This window comes from Jeongeupia naejangsanensis (assembly GCF_016865585.1).
Taxonomy (GTDB): domain Bacteria; phylum Pseudomonadota; class Gammaproteobacteria; order Burkholderiales; family Chitinibacteraceae; genus Jeongeupia; species Jeongeupia naejangsanensis.
In genome coordinates this window covers 24,759-48,385 of record NZ_JAESND010000012.1, presented here as the reverse complement: position 1 = coordinate 48,385, position 23,627 = coordinate 24,759, and the positions used below count along the sequence as shown (strand labels likewise).

General features: G+C 65.0%; 19 protein-coding genes and 3 tRNA genes. 13 read left to right on the top strand and 9 right to left on the bottom strand.

What is annotated here, in order from left to right; translation table 11 throughout:
• The first annotated feature begins 34 nt into the window (after positions 1-34).
• The 5 genes from JMJ54_RS17610 to JMJ54_RS17590 all read left to right on the top strand — a co-directional run bounded on the left by JMJ54_RS17610 (position 35) and on the right by JMJ54_RS17590 (position 4,090).
• Positions 35-769 (top strand): LOG family protein, encoded by a 735-nt coding sequence (locus tag JMJ54_RS17610; protein ID WP_203539866.1) that lies wholly within the window; start codon positions 35-37, stop codon positions 767-769.
• Positions 770-828: 59 nt separating this feature from the next.
• Positions 829-1,194, top strand: a complete 366-nt coding sequence (locus JMJ54_RS17605) for a DUF2782 domain-containing protein (protein WP_203539865.1) — start codon at positions 829-831, stop codon at positions 1,192-1,194.
• 81 nt (positions 1,195-1,275) lie between these two features.
• The gene (locus tag JMJ54_RS17600) at positions 1,276-2,214 is read left to right on the top strand and encodes a homoserine kinase (RefSeq protein ID WP_203539864.1); all 939 of its coding nucleotides are present in this window, start codon (positions 1,276-1,278) and stop codon (positions 2,212-2,214) included.
• 62 nt (positions 2,215-2,276) lie between these two features.
• Positions 2,277-3,659 (top strand): FAD-binding oxidoreductase, encoded by a 1,383-nt coding sequence (locus tag JMJ54_RS17595; RefSeq protein WP_203539863.1) that lies wholly within the window; start codon positions 2,277-2,279, stop codon positions 3,657-3,659.
• A gap of 80 nt (positions 3,660-3,739) precedes the next feature.
• Positions 3,740-4,090: a VOC family protein gene (locus JMJ54_RS17590; protein WP_239000177.1), complete on the top strand. Its 351-nt coding sequence runs from the start codon at positions 3,740-3,742 to the stop codon at positions 4,088-4,090.
• Between the two features lie 45 nt (positions 4,091-4,135).
• Here the strand turns inward: JMJ54_RS17590 and JMJ54_RS17585 are convergent, their stop codons facing one another.
• From JMJ54_RS17585 to gloA, 4 genes are all read right to left on the bottom strand, one after another.
• On the bottom strand, positions 4,136-4,933 hold the full coding sequence (locus JMJ54_RS17585) for an inositol monophosphatase family protein (RefSeq protein ID WP_308438029.1): 798 nt from the start codon (positions 4,931-4,933) through the stop codon (positions 4,136-4,138).
• Positions 4,934-5,072: 139 nt separating this feature from the next.
• A complete protein-coding gene (locus tag JMJ54_RS17580; protein ID WP_203539862.1) occupies positions 5,073-7,475 on the bottom strand; it encodes a phosphoketolase family protein in 2,403 nt (800 codons plus the stop codon).
• 281 nt (positions 7,476-7,756) lie between these two features.
• Complete coding sequence (locus JMJ54_RS17575) at positions 7,757-9,157, bottom strand: sodium:proton antiporter (RefSeq protein WP_203539861.1); 1,401 nt, start codon at positions 9,155-9,157, stop codon at positions 7,757-7,759.
• 34 nt (positions 9,158-9,191) lie between these two features.
• The gene (gloA, locus tag JMJ54_RS17570; protein ID WP_203539860.1) at positions 9,192-9,581 is read right to left on the bottom strand and encodes a lactoylglutathione lyase; all 390 of its coding nucleotides are present in this window, start codon (positions 9,579-9,581) and stop codon (positions 9,192-9,194) included.
• A 174-nt stretch (positions 9,582-9,755) separates the two neighbouring features.
• Between gloA and JMJ54_RS17565 the strand changes: the two genes are divergently transcribed.
• The 3 genes from JMJ54_RS17565 (at position 9,756) to JMJ54_RS17555 (ending at position 11,719) form a co-directional block, all read left to right on the top strand.
• Positions 9,756-9,831, top strand: a tRNA-Lys gene (locus tag JMJ54_RS17565).
• A 48-nt stretch (positions 9,832-9,879) separates the two neighbouring features.
• Positions 9,880-9,955 (top strand) — tRNA-Lys (locus JMJ54_RS17560).
• Between the two features lie 99 nt (positions 9,956-10,054).
• Positions 10,055-11,719: an LTA synthase family protein gene (locus JMJ54_RS17555; protein ID WP_203539859.1), complete on the top strand. Its 1,665-nt coding sequence runs from the start codon at positions 10,055-10,057 to the stop codon at positions 11,717-11,719.
• A 74-nt stretch (positions 11,720-11,793) separates the two neighbouring features.
• On the opposite strand, the gene JMJ54_RS17550 is transcribed toward JMJ54_RS17555, so the two are convergent.
• The 3 genes from JMJ54_RS17550 to JMJ54_RS17540 are packed head-to-tail and all read right to left on the bottom strand — an operon-like array spanning position 11,794 to position 14,246.
• Positions 11,794-12,690 carry a Dyp-type peroxidase gene (locus JMJ54_RS17550; protein WP_203539858.1) on the bottom strand — a complete coding sequence of 299 codons (897 nt, stop codon included), beginning with the start codon at positions 12,688-12,690 and terminating at the stop codon, positions 11,794-11,796.
• Positions 12,687-13,268, bottom strand: a complete 582-nt coding sequence (locus JMJ54_RS17545; RefSeq protein ID WP_203539857.1) for a YqiA/YcfP family alpha/beta fold hydrolase — start codon at positions 13,266-13,268, stop codon at positions 12,687-12,689. Before JMJ54_RS17545 ends, JMJ54_RS17550 begins: the two co-directional genes overlap by 4 nt.
• A gap of 3 nt (positions 13,269-13,271) precedes the next feature.
• Positions 13,272-14,246 carry a quinone oxidoreductase family protein gene (locus tag JMJ54_RS17540; RefSeq protein WP_203539856.1) on the bottom strand — a complete coding sequence of 325 codons (975 nt, stop codon included), beginning with the start codon at positions 14,244-14,246 and terminating at the stop codon, positions 13,272-13,274.
• A 270-nt stretch (positions 14,247-14,516) separates the two neighbouring features.
• Between JMJ54_RS17540 and JMJ54_RS17535 the strand changes: the two genes are divergently transcribed.
• From JMJ54_RS17535 to JMJ54_RS17525, 3 genes are read left to right on the top strand one after another with little or no spacing between them, the layout of a single operon-like run.
• On the top strand, positions 14,517-16,514 hold the full coding sequence (locus JMJ54_RS17535; protein WP_203539855.1) for a ribonucleoside triphosphate reductase: 1,998 nt from the start codon (positions 14,517-14,519) through the stop codon (positions 16,512-16,514).
• A 55-nt stretch (positions 16,515-16,569) separates the two neighbouring features.
• Positions 16,570-16,755, top strand: coding sequence for an anaerobic ribonucleoside-triphosphate reductase (gene nrdD / locus JMJ54_RS17530; RefSeq protein ID WP_203539854.1), 186 nt, complete (start codon positions 16,570-16,572; stop codon positions 16,753-16,755).
• Positions 16,748-17,497 (top strand): anaerobic ribonucleoside-triphosphate reductase activating protein, encoded by a 750-nt coding sequence (locus JMJ54_RS17525; RefSeq protein ID WP_308438028.1) that lies wholly within the window; start codon positions 16,748-16,750, stop codon positions 17,495-17,497. The genes nrdD and JMJ54_RS17525 overlap by 8 nt, the downstream gene beginning before the upstream one ends.
• A 4-nt stretch (positions 17,498-17,501) precedes the next feature.
• On the opposite strand, the gene JMJ54_RS17520 is transcribed toward JMJ54_RS17525, so the two are convergent.
• Positions 17,502-19,193, bottom strand: coding sequence for a SulP family inorganic anion transporter (locus JMJ54_RS17520; protein ID WP_203539853.1), 1,692 nt, complete (start codon positions 19,191-19,193; stop codon positions 17,502-17,504).
• Positions 19,194-19,693: 500 nt separating this feature from the next.
• Here JMJ54_RS17520 and katG point away from each other — a divergent pair, with 500 nt between their 5' ends.
• Positions 19,694-21,892: a catalase/peroxidase HPI gene (gene katG / locus JMJ54_RS17515; protein WP_203539852.1), complete on the top strand. Its 2,199-nt coding sequence runs from the start codon at positions 19,694-19,696 to the stop codon at positions 21,890-21,892.
• Positions 21,893-22,099: 207 nt separating this feature from the next.
• The gene (locus JMJ54_RS17510) at positions 22,100-23,263 is read left to right on the top strand and encodes an NAD(P)H-dependent flavin oxidoreductase (RefSeq protein WP_203539851.1); all 1,164 of its coding nucleotides are present in this window, start codon (positions 22,100-22,102) and stop codon (positions 23,261-23,263) included.
• Between the two features lie 177 nt (positions 23,264-23,440).
• Here JMJ54_RS17510 and JMJ54_RS17505 read toward each other — a convergent pair.
• Positions 23,441-23,516, bottom strand: a tRNA-Thr gene (locus JMJ54_RS17505).
• Positions 23,517-23,627 lie beyond the last annotated feature (111 nt).

The following is a 23,627-nucleotide window of genomic DNA, read 5'->3' as shown; positions in this document are numbered from 1 at the left end:
TTTTGTAAGAAGGTTCCCAGCAAGGGAGTGCGCGATGAATCTCAGGGACAAGCTGCCGCATGTCGTCGATTCGCAGACCGATGCCGATCATCAGGGCACGCGTGCTCGCGAGGCATGGCGGGTATTCGAGATCATGGCCGAGTTCGTCGAGGCGACCGAGCGCCTGCAGCGCATCCAGCCGGCGGTATCGATCTTCGGCTCGGCCCGCATCGGGCGCGACCATGCCCATTATAAACGCACCGAAGAGATTGCCCGGCGCCTGTCGGATGCCGGTTTTGCCGTGATCTCCGGCGGTGGTCCGGGCCTGATGGAGGCGGCGAACAAGGGCGCCTATGACGGGGCGAGCCCGTCGGTGGGGCTGAACATCCAGCTGCCGCACGAGCAGACCGGCAACCCGTACCAGGACATCAGCCAGAGCTTTCGCCACTTCTTCGCCCGCAAGGTCATGTTCGTCAAGCACGCCAGCGCCTACGTGGTGATGCCGGGCGGCTTCGGCACGCTGGACGAGCTGACCGAGGCGCTGACGCTGATCCAGACCGGCAAATCGCGCAGGATGCCGATCATTCTCGTCGGCAGCGATTTCTGGGGCGGGCTGCTCGACTGGTTCCGCGTGCGGCTGGTTGCCGACGGCATGATCGCCGAGGCCGATCTGGATCTGGTGCAGCTGATCGACGATCCGGCGGCCATCGTCGAGGCGATCTTCCGTTTCTTCGAAACCCGCGGCTTCGAGATGTCGCCTGCAGAGCGCGAAATGCAGTTCAGCCTGTGAGCCGACGTGGTGCATCGGTAGAATGGCCGCAACAGGCCCGCCGGGCCAAGGGAGCCCAGATGAAAACCGTGCTGACCAGCCTGATGCTGTTTGCCGGCAGCGCCGCGATGGCCGAGCTGCCGCCGATCGATCCGCCGCCGCCGCCGCCGCAATCGGTGCCGGCCGAACAATTGCCGCCGGTGGAAAAACCCAAGGCCAACAAGCAGGTCGGTGAACCCGAAGTCCGCATCATCGAAAAGGCCGACGCGACCATCGCCGAGTACCGCATGAACGGCAAGCTCTACATGATGAAGGTCACGCCCAAGGTCGGCGCACCGTATTTCCTCTACGACCACGAAGGCAACGGCCAGTTCGACCGCATCGACAATGCCGATTCGGGTGGCGCACGCCTGTCGGTTCCGCAATGGACGCTGTTTTCCTGGTGACGGCGATCGCCGGCGCTCGTCTGTGCCGGCGTGCTTGCGTACACTCCGTTCCTCATCCGATCGCGTCGTACTGAATCCATCATGTCCGTTTTTACCACCGTCACGCCCGATGAGATGGGCGCCTTCCTCAAGCGCTACGCCATCGGCGGCTTGGTCGAGCTCAAGGGCATCGCTGCCGGCATCACCAATACCAATTACTTCGTCACGACCACGCACGGCCGCTACGTGCTGACGCTGTTCGAGACGCTGCGCGCCGACGAGTTGCCGTACTACGTCAACCTGCTTGCGCATCTGGCGCAGCACGGCATTGCCGTCGCCGGGCCGATCGCCAATCACGACAATGCCTTCGTCGACACGCTGAACGGCAAGCCGACCCTGCTGGTCAACTGCCTGCCCGGCGCGGTGATCGACGCTCCGAATGCCGCGCAGTGCCGCGAAGTCGGCGAAATGCTGGCGCAGATGCATCTGGCAGCCGGACATTACGATGGCCATATGGCCAATCCGCGCGGCCGCGCGTGGCGCGAAGCCGTGGCCGCCGAAGTGGCGCCGTTCATGGACGAGGCCGCCGCTGCCGAGCTGGCCGCCGAGGTGGCGTCGCTGGCGGCGCAGGACTTCGACGCGCTGCCGGCCGGTGTGATCCATGCCGACCTGTTCCGCGACAACGCACTGATGGATGGCGACCGCGTCGGCGGCTTCATTGACTTCTACTACGCGTGCAACGACACGCTGGCCTACGACGTGGCGATCACGCTCAACGACTGGTGCGTGCTGGAAAACGGCGACATCGACGCCGAACGCGCACGTGCGCTGCTGGCCGGCTATCAGGGGGTCCGGGCTTTCGAGCCGGCCGAGGCTGCCGCATGGCCGCAGTTGCTGCGTGCCGCTGCGGTGCGTTTCTGGGTGTCGCGGCTGTACGACTTCTACAAGCCGGCCGCCGGCGAGATGACCTTCGCCAAGGACCCGGGCCACTTCCGGCGCGTGCTGCAGCACCACGTCGCGCGCCGGGACTTCTGGCTTTAAAATCAATGTAACGATGATTCTGGATCGCCGGCTGCTGCCGGCGATCTCGTTTGGAGACGACGATGTCGTTCATGACCGAACTCGCCGCGCTGCTCGACCCGGCCGGCATCCTCACCGGCGCACAGATCGACGGCTATCTGCTCGACAACCGCCGCCGCTACCACGGCGCCGCGCAAGCCGTGGTACGGCCGCGCTCGACCGCCGAGGTTGCGGCGGTAATGAAGCTGGCGCATGCGCATGGCGTGCCGGTCGTGCCGCAGGGGGGCAACACCGGCAACTGCGGCGCGGCGACGCCCGACGGCAGCGGCACGGCGATCGTGCTGTCGCTGGAACGGATGAACCGCGTGCTGGCGGTCGATGCCGACAACAACACCATCACCGTCGACGCCGGCACCGTCGTCGCTGACGTGCAGGCAGCAGCGCGCGCGGCCGGGCGGCTGTTCGCCGCCGACTGGGGGGCGGTCGGTTCGGCTCGGATCGGTGGTGCACTCGGTACCAATGCCGGCGGCGTGAACGTGCTGCACTACGGCAACATGCGCGAACTGACGCTCGGGCTCGAAGTCGTGCTCGCCGACGGCACCGTCTGGGACGGATTGCGCGGGCTGCGCAAGGACAATACCGGCTACGACCTGAAGCAGCTGTTCATCGGTTCCGAAGGCACGCTGGGCGTGATCACCGCCGCGGTGCTCAAGCTGTCGCCGCAGCTGTCGGCGCAGGCGACGGCGCTGGTCGCGGTCGACAGCGCGGAGGCCTCGGTGCGGCTGCTGCGCGGCTTGCAGGATCAGGTCGGCGAGCGGGTCACGTCGTTCGAGCTGGTCTCGCGCCGCTGCTGGGAACTGCTCGCCGAACACTGTCCCGAACTGCCGCAGCCGTTCGACGCACCGCCGGCGTGGAGCGTGCTCGTCGAACTGTCCGATGGGGGCAGCTCGCTGGCGTTGACCGAGCGGCTGGCCGAAGCGCTGTTCGCGCTCGGGTTCGACGATGCGCTGCTGGCGCAGAGCGTCACCGAGGCGCAGGATTTCTGGCGCCTGCGCGAACACATCCCCGAATCGCAACGCCGCAGGGGTACCAGCATCAAGCACGACATCGCCGTGCCGGTGTCGCACATTCCGGCCTTCATGGTGGAGGCGGAAACGGCGCTGAAAGCCGCATTCCCCGACCTCGACCTGGTCGCTTTCGGCCACGTCGGTGACGGCAACCTGCACTACAACGTCTTCCTCGGCGATCTGGGCAAGGGCGTGTACGACCACGAACCGGCGGTCAACGCCATCGTCTACGAGGTCGTCGCCCGGCATCAGGGCACGATCAGCGCCGAACACGGCGTCGGCCAGCTCAAGCGCGACCAGCTGCCGCTGTACCGCAGCGAGATCGAACTGAACCTGATGCGCACCATCAAGGCCGCGCTCGATCCGCAGGGGATCATGAACCCGGGCAAGGTGCTCTGATACGGCAGGACATTCCGCTAGCGACAGGGGCGCAGCCATGTTTTCGCACGTGCATGTGGGCGTGACCGACTTCGCGCGCCTTGCGGTTCTATCGCGCGGTGCTGGACTGTCTCGGACTGGAGGCGCGGTTCTGCGACCGCAGCCGCCCTTGGGCGGGCTGGCAACAACCGGGCGAAGCACGCCCGCTGCTGCTGATCGGTGCGCCGTTTGACGGGAATGCACATGTGCCGGGCAACGGTCAGATGGTCGCCCTGCTGGCCGGGAGCCGCGCAGTCGTCGATCGGGCCTACGGGACGGCCCTGAGCCACGGTGGTCTCTGCGAAGGGCCAACGGGCCTGCGCCCGGCGTATCACGTGCATTACTACGGTGCGTATTTTCGCGACCCGGACGGCAACAAGCTCTGCGTCGCCTGTCATGCCCCCGGGGACTGAGATTACAAGGCCGGGGCCCGGCGCTGGTCGGTCAGGCCGGCATACTCAGCGGTTCTGCGTCGCCCACTGATACCAGCTCTCGAACGCCTTCGGATGCCGGGCGGCAATGGCCGAGCGCGTCCACGGATCGCAATGCCAGTAGTCGCGGCGCGTCAGCGTGCCGAGCAGGCAGCCGGCTTCCTCGGCGATCAGCGCGCCGGCGGCGTAATCCCACAGTTTCTGTGCACCGTGCAGCAGCAGGTCGAAACGGCCGGCGGCGAGGTAACACCAGTCGACCGTGGCCGCGCCGTAGTTGCGCTGGCTGGCGAAGGGCGCGACGGTGACGATACGCACCGGCAGGTGGCCACCGAGATATTTGGGTTCGACCGCGGCGACCGAGTCGGCGATCCGGGTCGGCTCGGCCGGGGCTTCGAGCCGCTCGCCGTTGAGCCAGGCACCATGGCCGCGCCGGGCGCTGAAGGTCTCGTCGAGTACCGGCAGGTGGACGACGCCGAATTCGGTACGGCCGTGGCGCAGCAGGGCGATCGAGACCGAGAACATCGGCAGGCCGTGGGCGAAGTTGGTCGTGCCGTCGATCGGGTCGACGACCCACAGGCCATCGGGGTTGGCGGCCAGCAGGGCTTTCTGGTCGGCTGCGCACATTTCCTCGCCGAGCACCGGGTACGGGGCGATCTCGGGCAGCGCCCGGGTCAGGAAGGCCTGGCTGGCGAGGTCGGCCTCGGTCAGCAGCGTGCCGTCGTGCTTGCGGCGTGCGGTGACCTGGCGGAAGCGCGGCATGATCTCGCTGCTTGAGACGGCGCGGGCGCAGTCGGCGATGCGGGCAAGCAGGTCGGTATCGGGCACGGCACACTCCTTCGGGTCAAACGCCAGTTTGCCTGCCGCCAGCCGCCGTCGGCAAGCGCGGCCGACAACAAAACAGCCCGCACGAGGCGGGCTGTTTTCAGGGCTGGCCGGGGCAGATGCCCCGGGCCGGCGCGGGGTCTCAGTACGGCCAGACCCAGTTCTTCACTTCCGGCAGGTCGTCGCCGTGCTCGGCGATGTACTGCGCGTGCTCGACCAGCTTGTCGGCGAACTTTTGCCGCACGTGTGCACCGATCTTGGACAGCTTCGGTACGCGGTCGATCACGTCGATCGCCAGGTTGAAGCGGTCGAGCTGGTTGACGACGACCATGTCGAACGGCGTCGAGGTCGAACCTTCTTCCTTGTAGCCGCGGGCATGGATGTTGGCATGACCGTTGCGACGGTAGCACAGGCGGTGGATCAGCCACGGGTAGCCGTGGAAGGCGAACATGACCGGCTTGTCGGCGGTGAAGATCGAGTCGAACTCGCGGTTCGACAGGCCGTGCGGGTGTTCTTCCTTCGGCTGCAGCGTCATCAGGTCGACGACGTTGACGAAGCGGATCTTCAGGTCCGGGAAGTGCTGGCGCAGCAGGTCGGTCGCGGCCAGTGCTTCCATGGTCGGGATTTCACCGGCGCAGGCCATCACCACGTCCGGCTCGCCGCCGTCGTCGTTCGATGCCCAGTCCCAGATGCCCAGACCCTTGGTGCAGTGCTTGATCGCCTGGTCCATGGTCAGGTACTGCAGCGCGGGCTGCTTGCCGGCCACGACGACGTTCACGTAGTGGCGCGAACGCAGGCAGTGGTCGGTCACCGACAGCAGGGTGTTGGCGTCCGGCGGCAGGTAGACACGGATGACTTCGGCACGCTTGTTGACGACGTGGTCGATGAAGCCCGGATCCTGGTGCGAGAAGCCGTTGTGGTCCTGACGCCAGACGTGACTGGTCAGCAGGTAGTTCAGCGACGGCAGCGGTTTGCGCCAGTTGATGTGGCGGGTGGTCTTCAGCCACTTGGCGTGCTGGTTGAACATCGAGTCGACGACGTGGATGAACGCTTCGTAGCAGCTGAAGAAGCCGTGGCGACCGGTGAGGTTGTAGCCTTCGAGCCAGCCCTGGCAGGTGTGCTCGGAGAGGATTTCCATCACGCGACCGTCTTGCGACAGCGTGTCGTTGTGTTCGTCTTCCGGCAGGTAGTCGGCGAACCAGGTCTTGCCGGTTTCCTCGAACACGTTGTTCCAGCGGTTCGACGCGGTTTCGTCCGGGCCGACGATGCGGAAGTTGCGCTGCTCTTCGTTTTCCTTCATCACGTCGCGCAGCAGCTTGCCCATTTCACGGGTGGCTTCGGCGTTGACGGTGCCCGGCTTCTCGAACTTGACTTCGTAGTTGCGGAAGTCCGGCATGCGCAGGTCTTTCGACGCCTGGCCGTGGACGACCGGGTTCGAACCCATGCGGTGCAGGCCCTTCGGCGCGATCTCGGTCAGTTCTGCCTTGACGGTGCCGTCGGCGTTGAACAGGGTTTCCGGTTCGTACGACTTGAGCCAGTTTTCCAGGTTGTGGACGTTTTCGGCGTCGATGTCCGAGAACGGCACCTGGTGGCTGCGCCAGTAGTCCTCGACCTTCTTGCCCTTGATTTCCTTCGGACCGGTCCAGCCCTTCGGCGTGCGCATCACGATCATCGGCCATTGCGGGCGGGTGATCGGCTTGCCGGCAGCGATTTCGGCCTTGGCGGCTTCGCGGATCGCGTTCAGCTCGTCCAGGCAGGCGTCCATCGTGGCCGCCATCTTCTGGTGGATGTCGTGGAAGGTGGCTTGCTTGTCGTTGAAGGTTTCGTGCTTCAGTTCGACGAAGTGCGGCTTGTAGCCGTAGCCTTCGAACAGCTTGGTGATCTCTTCCTTCGACAGCCGTGCCAGCACGGTCGGGTTGGCGATCTTGTAGCCGTTCAGGTGCAGGATCGGCAGGACGAAACCGTCGTTGACCGGATGCAGGTATTTGTTCGAGTGCCAGCTGGCGGCCAGCGGGCCGGTTTCGGCTTCGCCGTCGCCGACCACGGCGAGGACGACCTGATCCGGATTGTCGAACGCAGCGCCGTAGGCGTGCGAGACCGAATAACCGAGTTCACCGCCTTCGTGCATCGAGCCCGGGGTTTCCGGCGCAACGTGCGACGGGATGCCGCGCGGGAACGAGAACTGCTTGAACAGCCGTTGCATGCCGCCTTCGGTGCGGTCGATGCTCGGGTAGAACTCTTCGTAGCTGCCTTCCAGCCAGGTATTGGCCACCAGACCCGGGCCGCCGTGGCCAGGACCGGTGATGTAGATCATTTTCAGGTCACGGTCTTTGATCAGGCGGTTGGCGTGAACGTAGATGAAGTTCAGGCCCGGCGTCGTGCCCCAGTGCCCCAGCAGACGGGGCTTGATGTGCTTGCGCTCCAGCGGCTGCTTCAGCAGCGGATTTTCCAGCAGGTAGATCTGACCGACCGACAGGTAGTTTGCGGCCTGCCAGTAGCGGTGCATCTTGTCGAGGAGGTCTTGGGAAAGCGGTTGTTGAGCCACGTGTTCACCTCTAGTGCGGATAGAAAACGGAGCGTTGGCACACCGTGTACTGGTACCAACGATTGCAAACAAGTATATGCCGTCGCGTTTGCGACCCTATGACGGAGGTCAAGGATCGATGCCGCTGTGTCAATACGCAGGAAGGCGTGCGGACGACGTAGTAAACAGCTTCTACCGTTCGTCCTGTAATGACAAGTGGGAATAGTTCTAAGTTCGGCGGAATGCCGGAGACAGTGAAAAGTACCCGCCAGCAAGGCTGGCGGGTATTTCACCGATCGCGATCAGTAGTGGAAGAACACCAGCGAAGTGATCACGAAGCAGGGGAGGAGGATGGCGATCGACCAGGCCATGTAGCCGAAGAAGCTCGGCATCTTCACGCCACGGTCTTCGGCGACCGCCTTGACCATGAAGTTCGGCGCGTTGCCGATGTAGGTCATCGCACCCATGAACACCGCACCGGCCGAGATCGCCAGCAGCGTCGATGCCATCGGGCCCATCATGTGCGCCGCGTCGCCGTGGGCGAGATTGAAGAACACCAGATAGGTCGGCGCGTTGTCGAGGAAGCTCGACAGGATGCCGGTCATCCAGAAGTACATCGAATCGATCGGTGCGCCGCCCGGGGCGCTGACCAGCCGTACCAGCGACGCCAGCTGGCCGGCCTCGCCGGCGCGCAGGATCGCGATCGCCGGTGCCATCGCCAGGAAGATGCCGACAAACAGCTTGGCAACTTCAAGGATCGGATCCCAGTTGAAGTCGTTGCCGGCGCGGACCTGCTTGGGCGTGAACTTCAGCGACACCAGCGCGATGACGATCAGCAGCACGTCGCGAACGATGTCCTGCAGGCCGACCTCGGTACCGAGCACGTGGAAATCGATCCCCGGCTTCCACACGCCCGACATCACCACGGCGGCGACGACGGCGGCGATCAGGAAGAAGTTGAACTTGCCGAACAGCTTGAGCCGCGAGTCGGGGGTCGGGTCGACCGCCTTGACCTCGTCTTCCTTGCTGTAGAAATGGCGGTCGATGAAGTAGAACAGCGTCAGCAGGATTGCCGAATTCAGCGCCACCAGCGGCAGCATGTGCTGGAGCGTCCAGAAGAAGCTGATGCCCTTCAAAAAGCCGAGGAACAGCGGCGGATCGCCGATCGGTGTTAGCCCGCCGCCGATGTTGGCGACGAGGAAGATGAAGAACACCACGACGTGGACGTTGTGCTTGCGGTTGTCGTTGGCCTTCAGCAGCGGCCGGATCAGCAGCATGGCCGCGCCGGTCGTCCCCATGATCGACGCACAGACGGTGCCCAGCGCGAGGATGGCCGTGTTGACCTTCGGCGAGCCGTGCAGATTGCCCCAGACCAGGATCCCGCCCGACACCGTGTAAAGCGCGAACAGCAGCAGGATGAAGGGGATGTACTCGTCGATCAGCGCATGCGCGATCACCGCGCCGGCATTGCCGGGGCCGAAGACCACGGCAAACGGCACCAGAAAGGCCAGTGCCCAGAACCCGGCGATCTTGCCGAAGTGCGAATGCCAGAAATGCGGTGCCAGCAGCGGGAACAGCGCGATCGACAGCAGGATGCCGACGAAGGGCAGCGCCCAGACGAGGCCGAGCTGGGCGCCATCGAAGTCGGCGGCATGGGCCAGCGCCGGCAACATGGCCAGCAACAGGGGAAGAAATCGTTTCATGTCGTCCGGTCGGTGAGTGCGGCCGCGGGCCGCGTTACTGGGTGTGCTTCTGGATGAACTCGATCTTGTAGCCGTCCGGGTCTTCGACGAAGGCAATCACGGTGGTGCCGTGCTTCATCGGTCCCGGTTCGCGCACGACCTTGCCGCCCTTGAGACGTACGGCCTCACAGGTGGCAACGATGTCGTCGGTTTCGATCGCGATGTGCCCGTAAGCGTTCCCGAGCTCGTAACGATTTGTATCCCAGTTGTGGGTGAGCTCGAGCACGGCGGTATCGGACTCGTCGCCGTAACCGACGAAGGCGAGCGTGAAGCGGCCTTCCGGATAGTCCTGCCGCCGCAGCAGGCGCATGCCCAGTACTTCGGTATAGAAAACAAGGGCGCGATCGAGATCGCCGACGCGCAGCATGGTATGCAGAAGACGCATGATGAAGCTCCTGGTGGGGACGGGTATTGGACTGCGTCAAAGTGTAGCCCGATGTGAGTATTGCCATACAGCGGCATATTGCCGTGGCATCGGCGCGGCGGCGCAGCCGCTTTTTCCGGTTTCGGGCTTGACAGCCTGCGCTGGGCTGATTAAGATGCGCGTCTTGTTTTGGAAGGGTCGTTAGCTCAGTTGGTAGAGCAGCGGACTTTTAATCCGTTGGTCGCAGGTTCGAGTCCCGCACGACCCACCATCCATTACTTGACAAGCTGGCAATTGGTTCTATATAGTTGCCGCTCTCGGGCTGTTAGCTCAGTTGGTAGAGCAGCGGACTCTTAATCCGTAGGTCGAGTGTTCGAGCCACTCACAGCCCACCAGTTTCACCAAAAAAGCCAGTCGAAAGACTGGCTTTTTTGCGTTCGGCCGCCGCAAGGCGGAGTAATGCATCGCCTTCGCGGGCGATCGCGGGAAAGCATATGCAAGTAGCAAGACTTCGGTACTGGGGACTCAAACTGGCGGTACTGGCGGGGCCGTATGCGCTGCTGCTGGCCGGTCGCCTGCTGGTCGACAGCGCGTATTCACCGGCACGGGTGCTGTTTTCGCTGCTGGTCTACCTGACCTTCGCGATCGTGCTCAACCGCTGGGCATCGGTCGGCGTCGTCATCGGCCTCGAGGGTTTCCTGACCCACGCCAACTGGGCCAAGGAGTCGCTGACCGGCGAAACGCTGGTTGCGCGCGACGTGCTCGAAGTCTCGCAAGGCGCATCGCTGTCGAGTTACCTCGGCTGGGAAATGGCCGCATTCGCGACGCTGCTTGTCGTCGCGCTGGCCATCGGCGTGTGGAAACGGCCGCGCTTCTCGTGGTGGCGGCTGGCGGCCGGCCTCGTGCTGCCGGCGATGCTCGGGCTGCGGCTGGCCGACTCCGGCGCGGCCGGCAAGGCCGTCAACACCGTGCTCAGCGACGTCTTCAACGCCCACTACCTGTCGTACAACTTCAACGAAAACGCCAAGCAGAACGGCATCTTCGCGCATCTGTACTTCACCGCCGAAAGCATCAAGCTGCCGCAGCGCGGCCCGCATGCGTTCTACGACAATCCGCCGGCCGTGCTCGATCCTGCGCCCGAGCCCGACGTCGCGCTGATCCTGTGCGAGGCGTGCTTCACCACCACCGATGACCGCTTCCGTACGCCGATCGCCGAATTGACCAAACAGGGCTTCGCCGAGTCGAACGCGATCAGCCCGGTCTATGGCGGCGGGACGTCGGAGGCCGAGTTCGAGCTGCTGGCTGGCCTGTCGTCGCAGGTGCTGCCCGGCGTCGATTACCAGAACTTCGGCCCGGACTACCGCGACGGTGCCGAGTCGCTGGTCTCGCGCTTCCGCGGCGCCGGCTACCATACCGCCGGCATCCACAATTTCTACGGCTCGTTCTGGAAGCGCGATACCGTCTACAAGCATTTCGGTTTCGACGAACAGCATTTCGTCGAAACGATGGCCTGGCATACCCGGACCTGGCCGTCCGACGCGCTGCTGTACCAGCGCGCGCTCGACGTGTACGCGGCACAGCCGCCGAAAAAGAAGCAGTTCATGTTTCTGGTGACGGTGATGACGCACGGCGCCTACCGCAGCAGCGACGACGGCGAGACCGATTACCGGACCCGGCTGGCGGCAGCGGTGAAGGAAATGCGCGGCTTTGTCGCCGAACTGGAAAAACGCGCGAAGAAGCGCAAGCGGCCGCTGACCGTTATCGTGGTCGGCGACCACAAGCCGTCGCTGACGTCGGTGTTCTACCGCAAGGGCGTGTTCGACCAGAGCTATTTCCGCACGACCGGCGCGACCAATGGCGATTTCCGCTTCGCGTTCAAGCTCACGCCGGCGCAATACCGCGTGCGCGGCGAAGTGCCGGTCTTCATCAAGTCGACCGGCAAGGGCAACGCGGATCCGGCGGCCATGGCGGCACGCGTTGCCGAACGGCCAATGTTCTGCCTGTCGAGCGAGGTGGCACGGCTGGCTGGTGGCAATGACCGTTTCTGGCCGACGCTGGCCGGGATTTGCGAGCGCAGTCCCGACGAACTGGCCAAGCACGGCAAGGCTGCGTGGCAGCCGGTGTTTCCGCTGCCGCTGTACGCCGAACGCCTGTTCTGACCGGATGCGCAGTCAGGCAGAAAAAAAGCCCTCGCGATGCGAGGGTTTTTTTTCGTCCTGCGTCGATGCCGGGATCAGCCCAGCATGGCGAGTTTTTCCCGGCTCGGGGCGAAGAATGCACCGCCGCTGACCGCGCGGGTGTAGTTGAGCAGGTGGTCGACGCGCCCGTCGCTGGTCGGCGAGATCATCCGCGCCAGCATTTTCTCGAAGATCACCGGCGTGTGGCAGTAGCTGGCGAAGTACAGCCCGCGTTCGCCGCCCGGGGTGCCGTAGGGCAGCGAGTGGCGCAGGATCGCCAGCTCTTCGCCGTTTTCCTCGATCACCACGCGGCTGATGTGCGCGGTCGCGGGTTTTTCCTCGTCGTCGAGCTCTTCGTCGTCCGCCTTGGTGCGGCCCATCACGGCTTCCTGCTGCTTGACCGGCAGCTTCTGCCACGTATCGAGGCGGTGCACGTAGCGCTGGGTGTGGATGTAGCTGCCACCGGCCCAGTCGCCGTCGGCCACCAGCGCGACGGTCGGGCGCTCGTCGGCATCCGGGTTTTCGGTGCCGTCGACAAAGCCGGTCAGGTCGCGACCTTCGGCGCGGCGGAACGCGGCAACGTTCTCGACCGGCTCGAGCCAGCCCGACAGGGCATCGACACAGGCGTCGGCCAGGTCGAACAGCCGGTCCTGATGCTCGCCGCGCAGATGGATCAGCACGTCGGCATCGCTGGCCGGGGCGGCATGAACGGCACCGGGAATGCGCGGGAATGCGCGCAATTCGGCCGGGCGCGGGCCGTCGAAGACGTCGCCGAACGCGTCGGCACCGAAGGCGACGACGCCGAGGCAGTCCTGCGCCGCCAGTCGGGCCTGCAGGTTCGCCAGGCATTCACGGCTCTTGGCATCGATGCGTCGGCCCAGACGGCGGCGCAGCAGGACGAAATAGGCGTGGGACGAGGCGAGCGGCAGGATGCCCGATTGCGGTGTGGTCATGCTTGTCCTTGTGCAAAGTCCCAGATGGCGGGCAGCCAGTCCGGGTAGTTCTGGAAGCTATGGTCGCCGCCGTCGATGACGGTTTGACGGCAACCTGCGTATTTGTCGACCGCTTCACGATAGTCGAGCACCTCGTCGCCGGTCTGCGCCAGCAGCCAGTAGCGGCGCGGATCGCTGACGTCACGTTCGAGCGATTTCAGCGTAGGCGCAAACGACGCGTCGATCACGTGATACTCGCCGGTCTGGTAGTTGCGTTGCGGGCCGAGGTGGTCCTTGAGCAACTCGTAGGGCCGGATGGCCGGATTCACGAGGATCGCGCGGCTGCCGTACTCCTCGGCGGCCCAGGTGGCGAAGTAGCCGCCGAGCGAGCTGCCGATCAGGCAGAACGGTGCGCCGTGCAGTCGTGTGATCGCGCTCTCCAGCGCCTCGCGGGCGCCCTCCGGCGCCATTGGCAATTGCGGGCAGTGGAAATAGTCGGCCAGCCGCTGCTCGGCCATCCAGACCGCGGTGTCCTGTGCCTTTTGCGAGAAAGGGCTGGAGAGGAATCCGTGCAGATAAACGAGGTGGACCGGCTGCATCGCTCAGGGAGCCAGCAAGGTCGAGCCGGTGGTGCGGCGCGCTTCGAGTTCGCGGTGCGCCAGCGCCACGTCGGCGAGTGCGAAACGCTGGCCGATGTCGGCGACAACGTGGCCGCGGGCGACGGCGGTGAAATAGTCCTCGGCGGTGTCGAGCAGTTCGTCGCGCGTGGCGGTGTAGTGGCCCAGTGTCGGCCGGGTCAGGAACAGCGAGCCTTTCTGCGCCAGCAGGTTCGGCGAGAACGGCGGCACCGCGCCCGAGGCGTTGCCGAACGACACCAGCATGCCGCGCGGGCTGAGGCTGTCGAGCGAGCCGTCGAACGTGACCGCACCGACGCCGTCGTAGACGACCGGCACACCGGCGCCACCGGTGATCTCGCTGACCCGTGCGGCGAAATCGTCGACCCGGTAATCGATGACGTGATCGCACCAGCGGCTGGCCAGCGCGCATTTTTCGGCACCGCCGGCGGTGCCGATCACGGTTGCGCCCAGCGCGCGCGCCCACTGGCAGGCAATCTGGCCGACGCCGCCGGCGGCGGCGTGGATCAGCACCGTCATGCCGGCCTTGACCGGGAAAGTGCGTTTCAGCAGGTATTGCGCGGTCATGCCGCGCAGCAGCGTGCCGGCGGCAATGTCGTCGCTGATCGCTTCGGGCACCGGCACGAGCTTGGCGGCCGGCACGATCCGGTGCTGCGCGTACGCACCCGGCGTGCCGCCGGCGTAGGCGACGCGGTCGCCCGGGCGGAATTCCTTCACGCCGTCGCCGACGGCTTCGACTACGCCGCACGCTTCCTGACCCAGCCCGGACGGCATCGGCAAAGGGTAGAGGCCGCTGCGGTGGTAGGTGTCGATGAAATTGACGCCGATCGCGGTCTGGCGGATCAGCACCTCGCCGGCGCCGGGGCTGCCCAGCGTAACGGTTTCCAGCTGCAGCACGTCGGGATCGCCGTGCCGGTGAATGCGGATGACTTGCGTGTCCATGGGGTATCCAGCGTGTAGTCCAGAACGGCCGATTACATTCTAGCGAGGTCGCGTCGGGCGCGTCCGGCATTAGTCACAGAGCATACGCCGAAGTGGCGGCGGTATCGGCCATTTGCAGGGGATCGGCAAGGTCCACCGGGACGGTGTTTGACCTCGGTCAAGCCGTGCCGACTTGGGGCAGCGGCAGCGGTTTGAACACAATATATTGTGTCCATTCGCAGCATATGCACCATATGTTGATAAATTGTTGATAAAAAGTTGATAAGCCCGATGACTGCTACCCCCCAGTACGTGATCAAGCGCGATGGCCGCATCGTTGCTTTCGACGCCGAGAAAATCGGCCGTGCCCTTGCCGCCGCCGGCCGTGCCAGCGGCGAGTTCGATACCGACTGGGCGCACGCGCTGTCGGTGACCGTGCTCAACCACCTGCCGGCCGACGCGACGCCGGCGATCGAAACGATCCAGGATGCGGTCGAGGAAACCCTGCTCGCCGCAGGCCACCTGAAGACCGCGCGTGCCTACATCGCCTACCGCGAAGCGCATTCGCGCCTGCGTGCCGACACCCGCACCGTCGTCGACGTCGGCGCCAGCATCAACGAATACCTCGACCGCTCGGACTGGCGCGTCAACGCCAACGCCAATCAGGGCTACAGCCTCGGCGGGCTGATCCTCAACACCAGCGGCAAGGTCATCGCCAATTACTGGCTCAACCATGTCTACCCGCCCGAAGTCGGCGAGGCACACCGCTCGGGCGCGATCCACGTCCACGATCTGGACATGCTCGCCGGCTACTGCGCCGGCTGGTCGCTGCGCGTGCTGCTGACCGAAGGCTTCAACGGCGTGCCGGGCAAGGTCGAAGCGACGCCGCCGAAGCACATGAGCAGCGCGGTCGGCCAGATCGTCAACTTCCTCGGCACCCTGCAGAACGAGTGGGCCGGCGCGCAGGCGTTCTCGTCGTTCGATACCTATATGGCGCCGTTCATCCGCGTCGACAATCTGTCGTACGAGGAAGTGAAGCAGCACATCCAGGAGCTGATCTACAACCTGAACGTGCCGAGCCGCTGGGGCACGCAGACGCCGTTCACCAACCTGACCTTCGACTGGGTGTGCCCGGACGACCTGAAGGAACAGATCCCCTATATCGGCGGCAAGGAAATGCCGTTCGCCTACGGTGACCTGCAGGCCGAGATGGAGATGATCAACCGCGCCTACATCGAAGTGATGATGGAAGGCGACGCGAAGGGCCGCGCGTTCACCTTCCCGATCCCGACGTACAACATCACACCGGATTTCGACTGGGATCACCCGAACACCGACATCCTGTTCGAGATGACCGCCAAGTACGGCCTGCCGTATTTCCAGAACTTCCTCAATTCCGAGCTGCAGCCGAACATGGTGCGCTCGATGTGCTGCCGGCTGCAGCTCGACCTGCGCGAATTGCTGAAGCGCGGCAACGGCCTGTTCGGCTCGGCCGAGCAGACCGGCTCGCTCGGCGTGGTGACGATCAACTGCGCCCGCCTCGGCCATGAATTCCGCGGCGACGAGGCCGGCCTGTACGCCCGCATCGACGCGCTGATGGAGATCGGCAAGACCTCGCTCGAACTCAAGCGCAAGGTGATCCAGCGGCTGATCGACAACGGCCTGTACCCGTACACCAAGCGCTACCTCGGCACCTTGCGCAACCACTTCAGCACGCTGGGTGTGAACGGCATCAACGAAATGATCCGCAACTTCAGCGGCGATGCGTTCGACATTACCGATCCGCGCGGCCATGCGATGGCGGTAAAGCTGCTCGACCACATCCGTGCGCGGATGACCGAGTTCCAGGAAGAAACCGGCCACCTGTACAACCTCGAAGCGACGCCGGCCGAAGGCACGACCTACCGCTTCGCCCGCGAGGACAGGAAGCGCTATCCGGACATCATCCAGGCCGGTAGCGAAAGCCAGCCCTATTACACCAACTCCAGCCAGCTGCCGGTCGGTTTCACCGACGACCCGTTCGAAGCGCTGAGCCGTCAGGACGAGCTGCAGCGCAAGTACACCGGCGGCACCGTGCTGCACCTGTACATGAACGAGGCGGTATCGAGCGCCGCGGCGTGCAAGGCGCTGGTGAAGAAGTCGCTGTCGAGTTTCCGCCTGCCGTACCTGACCGTGACGCCGACGTTCTCGGTCTGCCCGACCCACGGCTACCTCGCCGGCCACCACGAGTTCTGCCCGAAGTGCGACGCGGAACTGCTGGCCAAGAAGCAGGCCGCCTGCTGCAAGTAAATCCGTGGCCAGCCTCCCGGTTGGCCCATCACCATCAATAAAAAGGAAGAACATCATGACCGACCTCTCGATCCAGCCCCAGCTCGCCACCGCCGAGGTGCAACTGCGTGACGAAGAACGCACCCGCTGCGAAATCTGGACCCGGGTGATGGGCTATCACCGCCCGGTGACGAGCTTCAACACCGGCAAGCAGGGCGAGTTTGCCGAGCGAACCTTCTTCAACGAGCCGGGCCGTGGCTGAGGTCGCGCCCGGGATCGCGCATCAGAGCCGCGATCTGCCGAACCCGCCGAAGATCGGCGGGTTCGTGTCTTTTTCTAGTTGTGATTACCCGGGCCAGCTGGCCTGCGTCGTTTTCCTGTCCGGTTGCCCGTGGCGCTGCCACTACTGCCACAACCCGCATCTGCAGAAGCGCGAAACGGTGCCCGGCGTACCGGTCTGGGCCGAGCTGCTCGGCTGGCTCGAACAGCGCCGCGGCCTCCTGGATGCGGTGGTGTTCTGTGGTGGCGAGCCGCTGGCCGAAAAGCATCTGCCGGCGATGTTGCGCGATGTGAAGGCGATGGGCTTCAAGGCGGCGCTGCACACCGGCGGTGCCTACCCGGCGCGGCTGGCGCATTGCCTGCCTTACCTCGACTGGGTCGGCTTCGACGTCAAGACCGGCTTTGCCGACTATCTCAACGTGACGCTGGTCCCGCGCAGCGGCGACCCGGCGCTTGCGTCGCTGCAGCAGGTGATCGGTTCGGGCGTTGCGTTCGAATGCCGGACGACCATCCACCCGCAGCTGCATGACGAAGCGGCGCTGTTGGCACTGGGTGAGACGCTCGCCGGCCTTGGCGTGCAGGATTACGCGCTGCAGCGCTTCCGGCCGCAGGGCACGGCATCACCGCTGCTCGGCAGCCAGCCACTACCGGCCGGCTATCCCTCCGCCGCGACAACGGCGGCGCTGGCCGAACGCTTTCCCCGCTTCTGCGTGCGCAACGACTGAGCGTTCAGGCGCTGCAGCCGGTTTCGGCGCAATACGCCGCCAGCGCCGCGTGCCGCGACGGATAGAAGCGGATGCCGGTACTTTCGACCGCGATGCCGCGCTGGCGCAGCCATTCGAGCATCTGCGCGGTGCGGCCGGCCAGTGCCAGCACGATGCCGTGTTCGGCCAGCTGCTTCTGCAGTGAGCGCACCGCCATCGCCCCGGTCAGGTCGACATCGCCGATCGACACCGCATCGATGACGACCCAGCGTGGCTGCTGCTCGTGCACCAGCGCCTGCAGTCGCTGGCGGAAGAAGTCGGCATTGAAGAAGGTCAGCGGCGATTCGAAGCGGTAGATCAGCAGCCCCGGTACCGGTTTCGCTTCCGGGTAGTGGGCCAGCTCGTAAAAGCCGTCGCGGTCGCCGATCCGGCCGAACAGCTGGTCGCTCGGCCGGGCGACCTGGGCGAGGAAGCGCAGCAGCGCCAGCCCGACCGCCATCAGGATGCCCGGCATCACGCCGATGATGACGACGCCGCTCAGCGTCGCCAGCGCGATGTTGAATTCGGCGCGGCTGTAGCGGCGCAGTGCGATCAACCCGCGCAGGTCCATCAGCCCGATCGCCGATGCGATCAGGATCGCGCCGAGCGCGGCGATCGGCAGCACGGCCAGCGGCTTGGTCAGCACCAGCAGCACCAGCAGCAGCGCACCGGCGCCGACGATCGATACCATCCGCGTCTGGCCGCCGGCGGCGTCGTTGACCGCGGTACGCGAATCGGCGCCGCTGATCGCGAAGCCCTGGCTCAGTGCCGAGGCGACGTCGGCGGCGCCGAGCGCCATGAATTCGCGGTTGGCGTCGATGTCGTAGCCGTTCTTCGCGGCAAAGCTGCGACCGGTGAGCATGGCGCTGCTGAACGAAATCAGCGCCAGTGCCGCAGCGGCCGGTACCAGCGTGCCGAGTGCCTCGTGCGGCAGCGACGGCCAGACCAGCCGCGGCAGCCCCGACGGCAGCGGCCCGACCACGGCGATGCCGTACTGCGACAGCGTGAACAGGCCCGACGCCAGCGTGGCGCCGGCCATTGCGACCAGCGCAGCCGGTCCGCGCGGTACCCGGTATTTGACGATGAAGTAGACGGCGATCGTCGCCAGCGCCAGCAGCAGTGTAGGCCAGTGGATGCGGCCGAGCTGTTCGAGCAGCGACAGCAGCTGGCCGATCACGTCCTTGCCGGTCAGCGTCAGTCCCGAAACCTTGCCGAGCTGGCCGATGATGATGTTGATTGCCACGCCGTTGAGCAGGCCCGCGAGGATCGGACGAGACAGGAAGTCGGCAAGAAAGCCGAGCCGGAAGCGGCTGGCGAGCATGCAGAACAGCCCGGCCATCAGCGTCAGGCTGACCGCCAGTCCCATGTATGCCTCGCTGCCGGGCGCAGCCAGCGGCATCAGCGTTGCGGCGATCATCGCGCAGGTCGCCGCGTCCGGGCCGACGACGAGCTGGCGTGACGAGCCCATCAGTGCGTAGACGATCATCGGCAGGATGGTGCTGTACAGCCCGACGATGGGGCTGAAACCGGCGAGCTGGGCGTAGGCGACGCCGACCGGCAGTGCGACCGCGGCGACCGACAACCCGGCCTGGACGTCGGCGCGCCAGTGCCGGCGAGGGTAGTGCACGAGTTCGGGCAGACCGGGGAGCAGGCGAATGAGGAGAGTGCGCGGCGACATCGGCGTGGTGGCTGGCGGATAGCAGGGAAGGGTCTTTCCATCATACCTGCTGGCCGTGCTTGTCCGCGCCGGGCGCATCGACTAACACACAGAGGGATAGCGGCTGGCTATCCATAGCGAATGAATATTCTATTTCAACAAGCCATGGCTGTTGACAATAATCAGGGTCAGTTCCTGACAAGGAGCACACGATGAAACGATTGATCGAATGGGTCGACCTGTGGGCCCACTACAGCGGCTGGTACTGAACCGGTCGGCCCGTATCCGATCCAACCGGGGGCCGGCCCGGTCAGGCACAAGGCAGCCAGCGATGGTGCCGGTTCAGGCCAAACCTTCGATCGGCTCCCTTGACCGTCTACCGGCATAGCCGATCCACCGGACCGCCAGCCCCGGCGCACAACTGCGCCGACGGCGCAGTTCAAACCGCGAGCGCCTCTTTCACGCCATGGGCCGGCAACCCGTGGCGGCGTTCATTCCATCAGTGCAACCGTTGGAGAAAGATGATGACTAGCAGTGTCAACACACAGGGCCAGTGCCCGTTCATGCACGGCGCGCAGACCCGACTGGGAACCGGCGGTCCGTCGAACCGTGACTGGTGGCCCAACCAGCTCAATCTCGGCATCCTGCACCAGCATTCGTCCTTGTCCGACCCGATGGACCCTGCGTTCAACTATGCCGAGGCCTTCAAGCAGCTCGACTATCAGGCGCTCAAGCAGGATCTCGCCGCGCTGATGACCGATTCGCAGGACTGGTGGCCGGCCGACTACGGCCATTACGGTGGCCTGATGGTCCGCATGGCCTGGCACAGTGCCGGTACCTATCGCGTCGGCGACGGCCGCGGTGGCGCCGGTCACGGCACCCAGCGTTTCGCACCGCTGAACAGCTGGCCGGACAACGTCAATCTCGACAAGGCGCGCCGGCTGCTGTGGCCGGTCAAGCAGAAGTACGGCAAGCAGATTTCGTGGGCCGACCTGATGGTGCTGGCCGGCAACGTCGCGCTGGAAACCATGGGTTTCAAGACCTTCGGTTTCGGCGGCGGCCGTGTCGACGTGTGGGAGCCGGACGAGGACATCTACTGGGGCGCCGAGAAAACCTGGCTCGACGACAAGCGCTACAGCGGCGACCGCGATCTGGAAAACCCGCTGGGTGCGGTACAGATGGGGCTGATCTACGTGAACCCGGAAGGCCCGAACGGCAACCCGGATCCGGTGGCCGCGGCCCGCGACATCCGCGAAACCTTTGCCCGGATGGCGATGGACGATGAGGAAACCGTCGCGCTGATCGCCGGTGGCCACACCTTCGGCAAGACCCACGGCGCCGGCCCGGCTTCGCACGTCGGCGCCGAACCCGAAGCTGCCGCCCTCGAAGCGCAGGGGCTGGGCTGGCACAACAGCTTCGGCAGCGGCAAGGGCGCCGATGCGATCGGCAGCGGCCTTGAAGTCGTCTGGACGACGACGCCGACCAAATGGAGCAACAACTTCTTCTGGAACCTGTTCGGCTACGAATGGGAGCTGACCAAGAGTCCGGCTGGCGCGCACCAGTGGACCGCCAAGGGTGCCGGCGCGACGATTCCGGATCCGTTCGATTCGTCGAAGAAACGCGTGCCGACGATGCTGACCACCGACCTGTCGCTGCGTTTCGATCCGGCGTACGAGAAGATCTCCCGCCGCTTCATGGAGAACCCGGACCAGTTCGCCGACGCCTTTGCCCGCGCCTGGTTCAAGCTCACCCACCGCGACATGGGGCCGCGCGCCCGCTATCTCGGCCCGGAAGTGCCGGCCGAAGAGCTGCTGTGGCAGGACCCGATTCCGGCGGCCAAGGGCCCGCTGATCGACGATGCGGATATCGCCGCGCTCAAGGCCAAGGTACTGGCGTCGGGCTTGTCGGTTGCGGAGCTGGTGTCGACGGCCTGGGCGTCGGCGTCGACGTTCCGCGGTTCGGACATGCGCGGCGGCGCCAACGGTGCGCGCATCCGGCTGGCACCGCAGAAGGACTGGGCGGTCAACCAGCCGGCGCAACTGGCCAAGGTGCTGCAGACGCTCGAAGGCATCCGGCAGGCGTTCAATCAGGCCGGCGGCAAGCAGGTGTCGCTGGCCGACCTGATCGTGCTGGCCGGCTGTGCCGGGATCGAGCAGGCGGCCAAGGCCGCTGGTCAAGCGGTGAGCGTGCCGTTCTCGCCCGGACGTGCCGATGCGTCGCAGGAACAGACCGATGTCGCCAACTTCGCGCCGCTCGAACCGGTGGCCGACGGTTTCCGCAACTATCTGAAAGCGCAATTCAGCGTATCGGCCGAGGAGCTGCTGATCGACAAGGCCCAGCTGCTGACGCTGACCGCGCCGGAGATGACGGTGCTGATCGGTGGGCTGCGGGTGCTCGGTGCCAACGCCGGCGACAGCAAGCACGGCGTGTTCACCGAGCGCGTCGGCACGCTGAGCAACGACTTCTTCGTCAACCTGCTCGACATGGGCACGGTGTGGACGCCGGTGTCGGAGGCCGCCGACGTGTTCGAAGGCCGCGACCGCAGGACCGGCGCCCCGAAGTGGACTGCGACCCGGGTCGATCTGGTGTTCGGCTCCAACTCGCAGCTGCGCGCACTGGCCGAGGTCTATGCATCGAGCGATGTGCAGACGAAGTTCGTCCGCGATTTCGTCGCCGCGTGGACCAAAGTGATGAACGCGGACCGCTTCGACCTCGCCTGAGCCCGGATTGCCCGACCAACGGGCAATCACAAGGAAAAGCCGGCCGCGAGGCCGGTTTTTCTTTGCATGCAGAGCGTGAATCGTGCCATCGCATGCCCCTGTCCTGAGCGCCTTGATGCAGATCAAGGCCGCTTTCCAGGTCCCAGCGCAAACTTGCATCACCAAAAAAAGGGCTCGACCCCAAACATACCCATTTAGGATACAGGCATGCTTGCACATCAATTCAAACCACTGATTATCAAAGGAAAGACGCTCCTGCCCATTGTTCAGGGCGGCATGGGCGTCGGTGTTTCGGCACACAAGCTCGCGGGCGCCGTCGCCTCCGAGGGCGGCGTCGGTACGATCGCATCGGTCGACCTTCGTCACCACCACCCGGATCTGCTGGCGCAAAGCGAAGCGACCAAGGACCAGGCCACGCTCGACGCGCTGAACCTGACCGCGCTCGACCGCGAAATCCGCATGGCCAAGGACACCGCGCAGGGGCGCGGCATGGTCGCCGTCAACGTGATGAAGGCGGTCGACATTCATGCGCAATACGTACGCCAGGCGTGCGAATCCGGCGCTGACGCCATCGTCATGGGCGCCGGCCTGCCGCTCGACCTGCCCGAGATGACCGCCGACCACCCGAACGTGGCGCTGATCCCGATCCTGTCGGACAGCCGCGGCATCAACGTCGTGCTCAAGCGCTGGATGAAAAAGGGCAAGCTGCCCGACGCCATCGTCATCGAACATCCGGCCCATGCCGGTGGCCACCTCGGCGCGGCAACGATCGAAGGCGTGCATGACGAAAAATTCGAATTCGAACGCGTGCTGGCCGAAACACATGAACTGTTCGCCAAACTGGAAATCGACCCGATCCCGCTGATCGTCGCCGGCGGTATCAACAGCCACGCCAAGGTGGCGCACCTGCTCGGCTGCGGCGCCAACGCCGTCCAGCTCGGCACCGCGTTTGCCGTCACCGAGGAAGGCGACGCCCACATCAACTTCAAGAACGTGCTGGCCGGTGCGCAGAAGAGCGACGTGGTCGAATTCATGTCGGTCGCCGGTCTGCCGGCCCGCGCCGTGAAGACGCCGTGGCTCGCCAAGTACCTGAAGATGGAAGCCAAGGCCCAGGCCAACGCCAAGGCCGACCCGCGCCGCTGCACCCAGTCGCTGAACTGCCTGTCGGTCTGCGGCTTCCGCGACGGTCTCGCCAAGATCGGCCAGTTCTGCATCGACCTCAAGCTCGCCGCCGCCGTGCGCGGCGAGGTCAACCAGGGCCTGTTCTTCCGCGGCTCGGAAAACCTGCCCTTCGGCAGCGCCATCCGCCCGGTGAAGGAATTGATGGACTACCTGCTCACCGGTCACAAGCCGGCGGGTCTGGCTGTCTGACGGCGTTTCAGATCGCCCGGTCGACACAAAGCCCGCGATTGCGGGCTTTGTTTTTGGACGCAGCATGGGCGGCCACGACGGCATGCGTCAGCAAGGTGACGTTTTGCGTCACTTGCTGAGGCGCTAGGGATGCCAGCAAAGCAAAAGGCCCGCATCGCTGCGGGCCTTTTATGTACTTGGTGCCGTTGAAGTGAATCGAACACTCGACCTACTGATTACGAATCAGTTGCTCTACCGACTGAGCTACAACGGCAACGGGCTGGATTATACGGAAAACCGGGCCTAGGACCAAGGCCCGCGTACTGAAATGTGCGAAGTGCCAGCCGCTGGCACAGCATTTGCTTATGTACTGGCACGCGCCGAG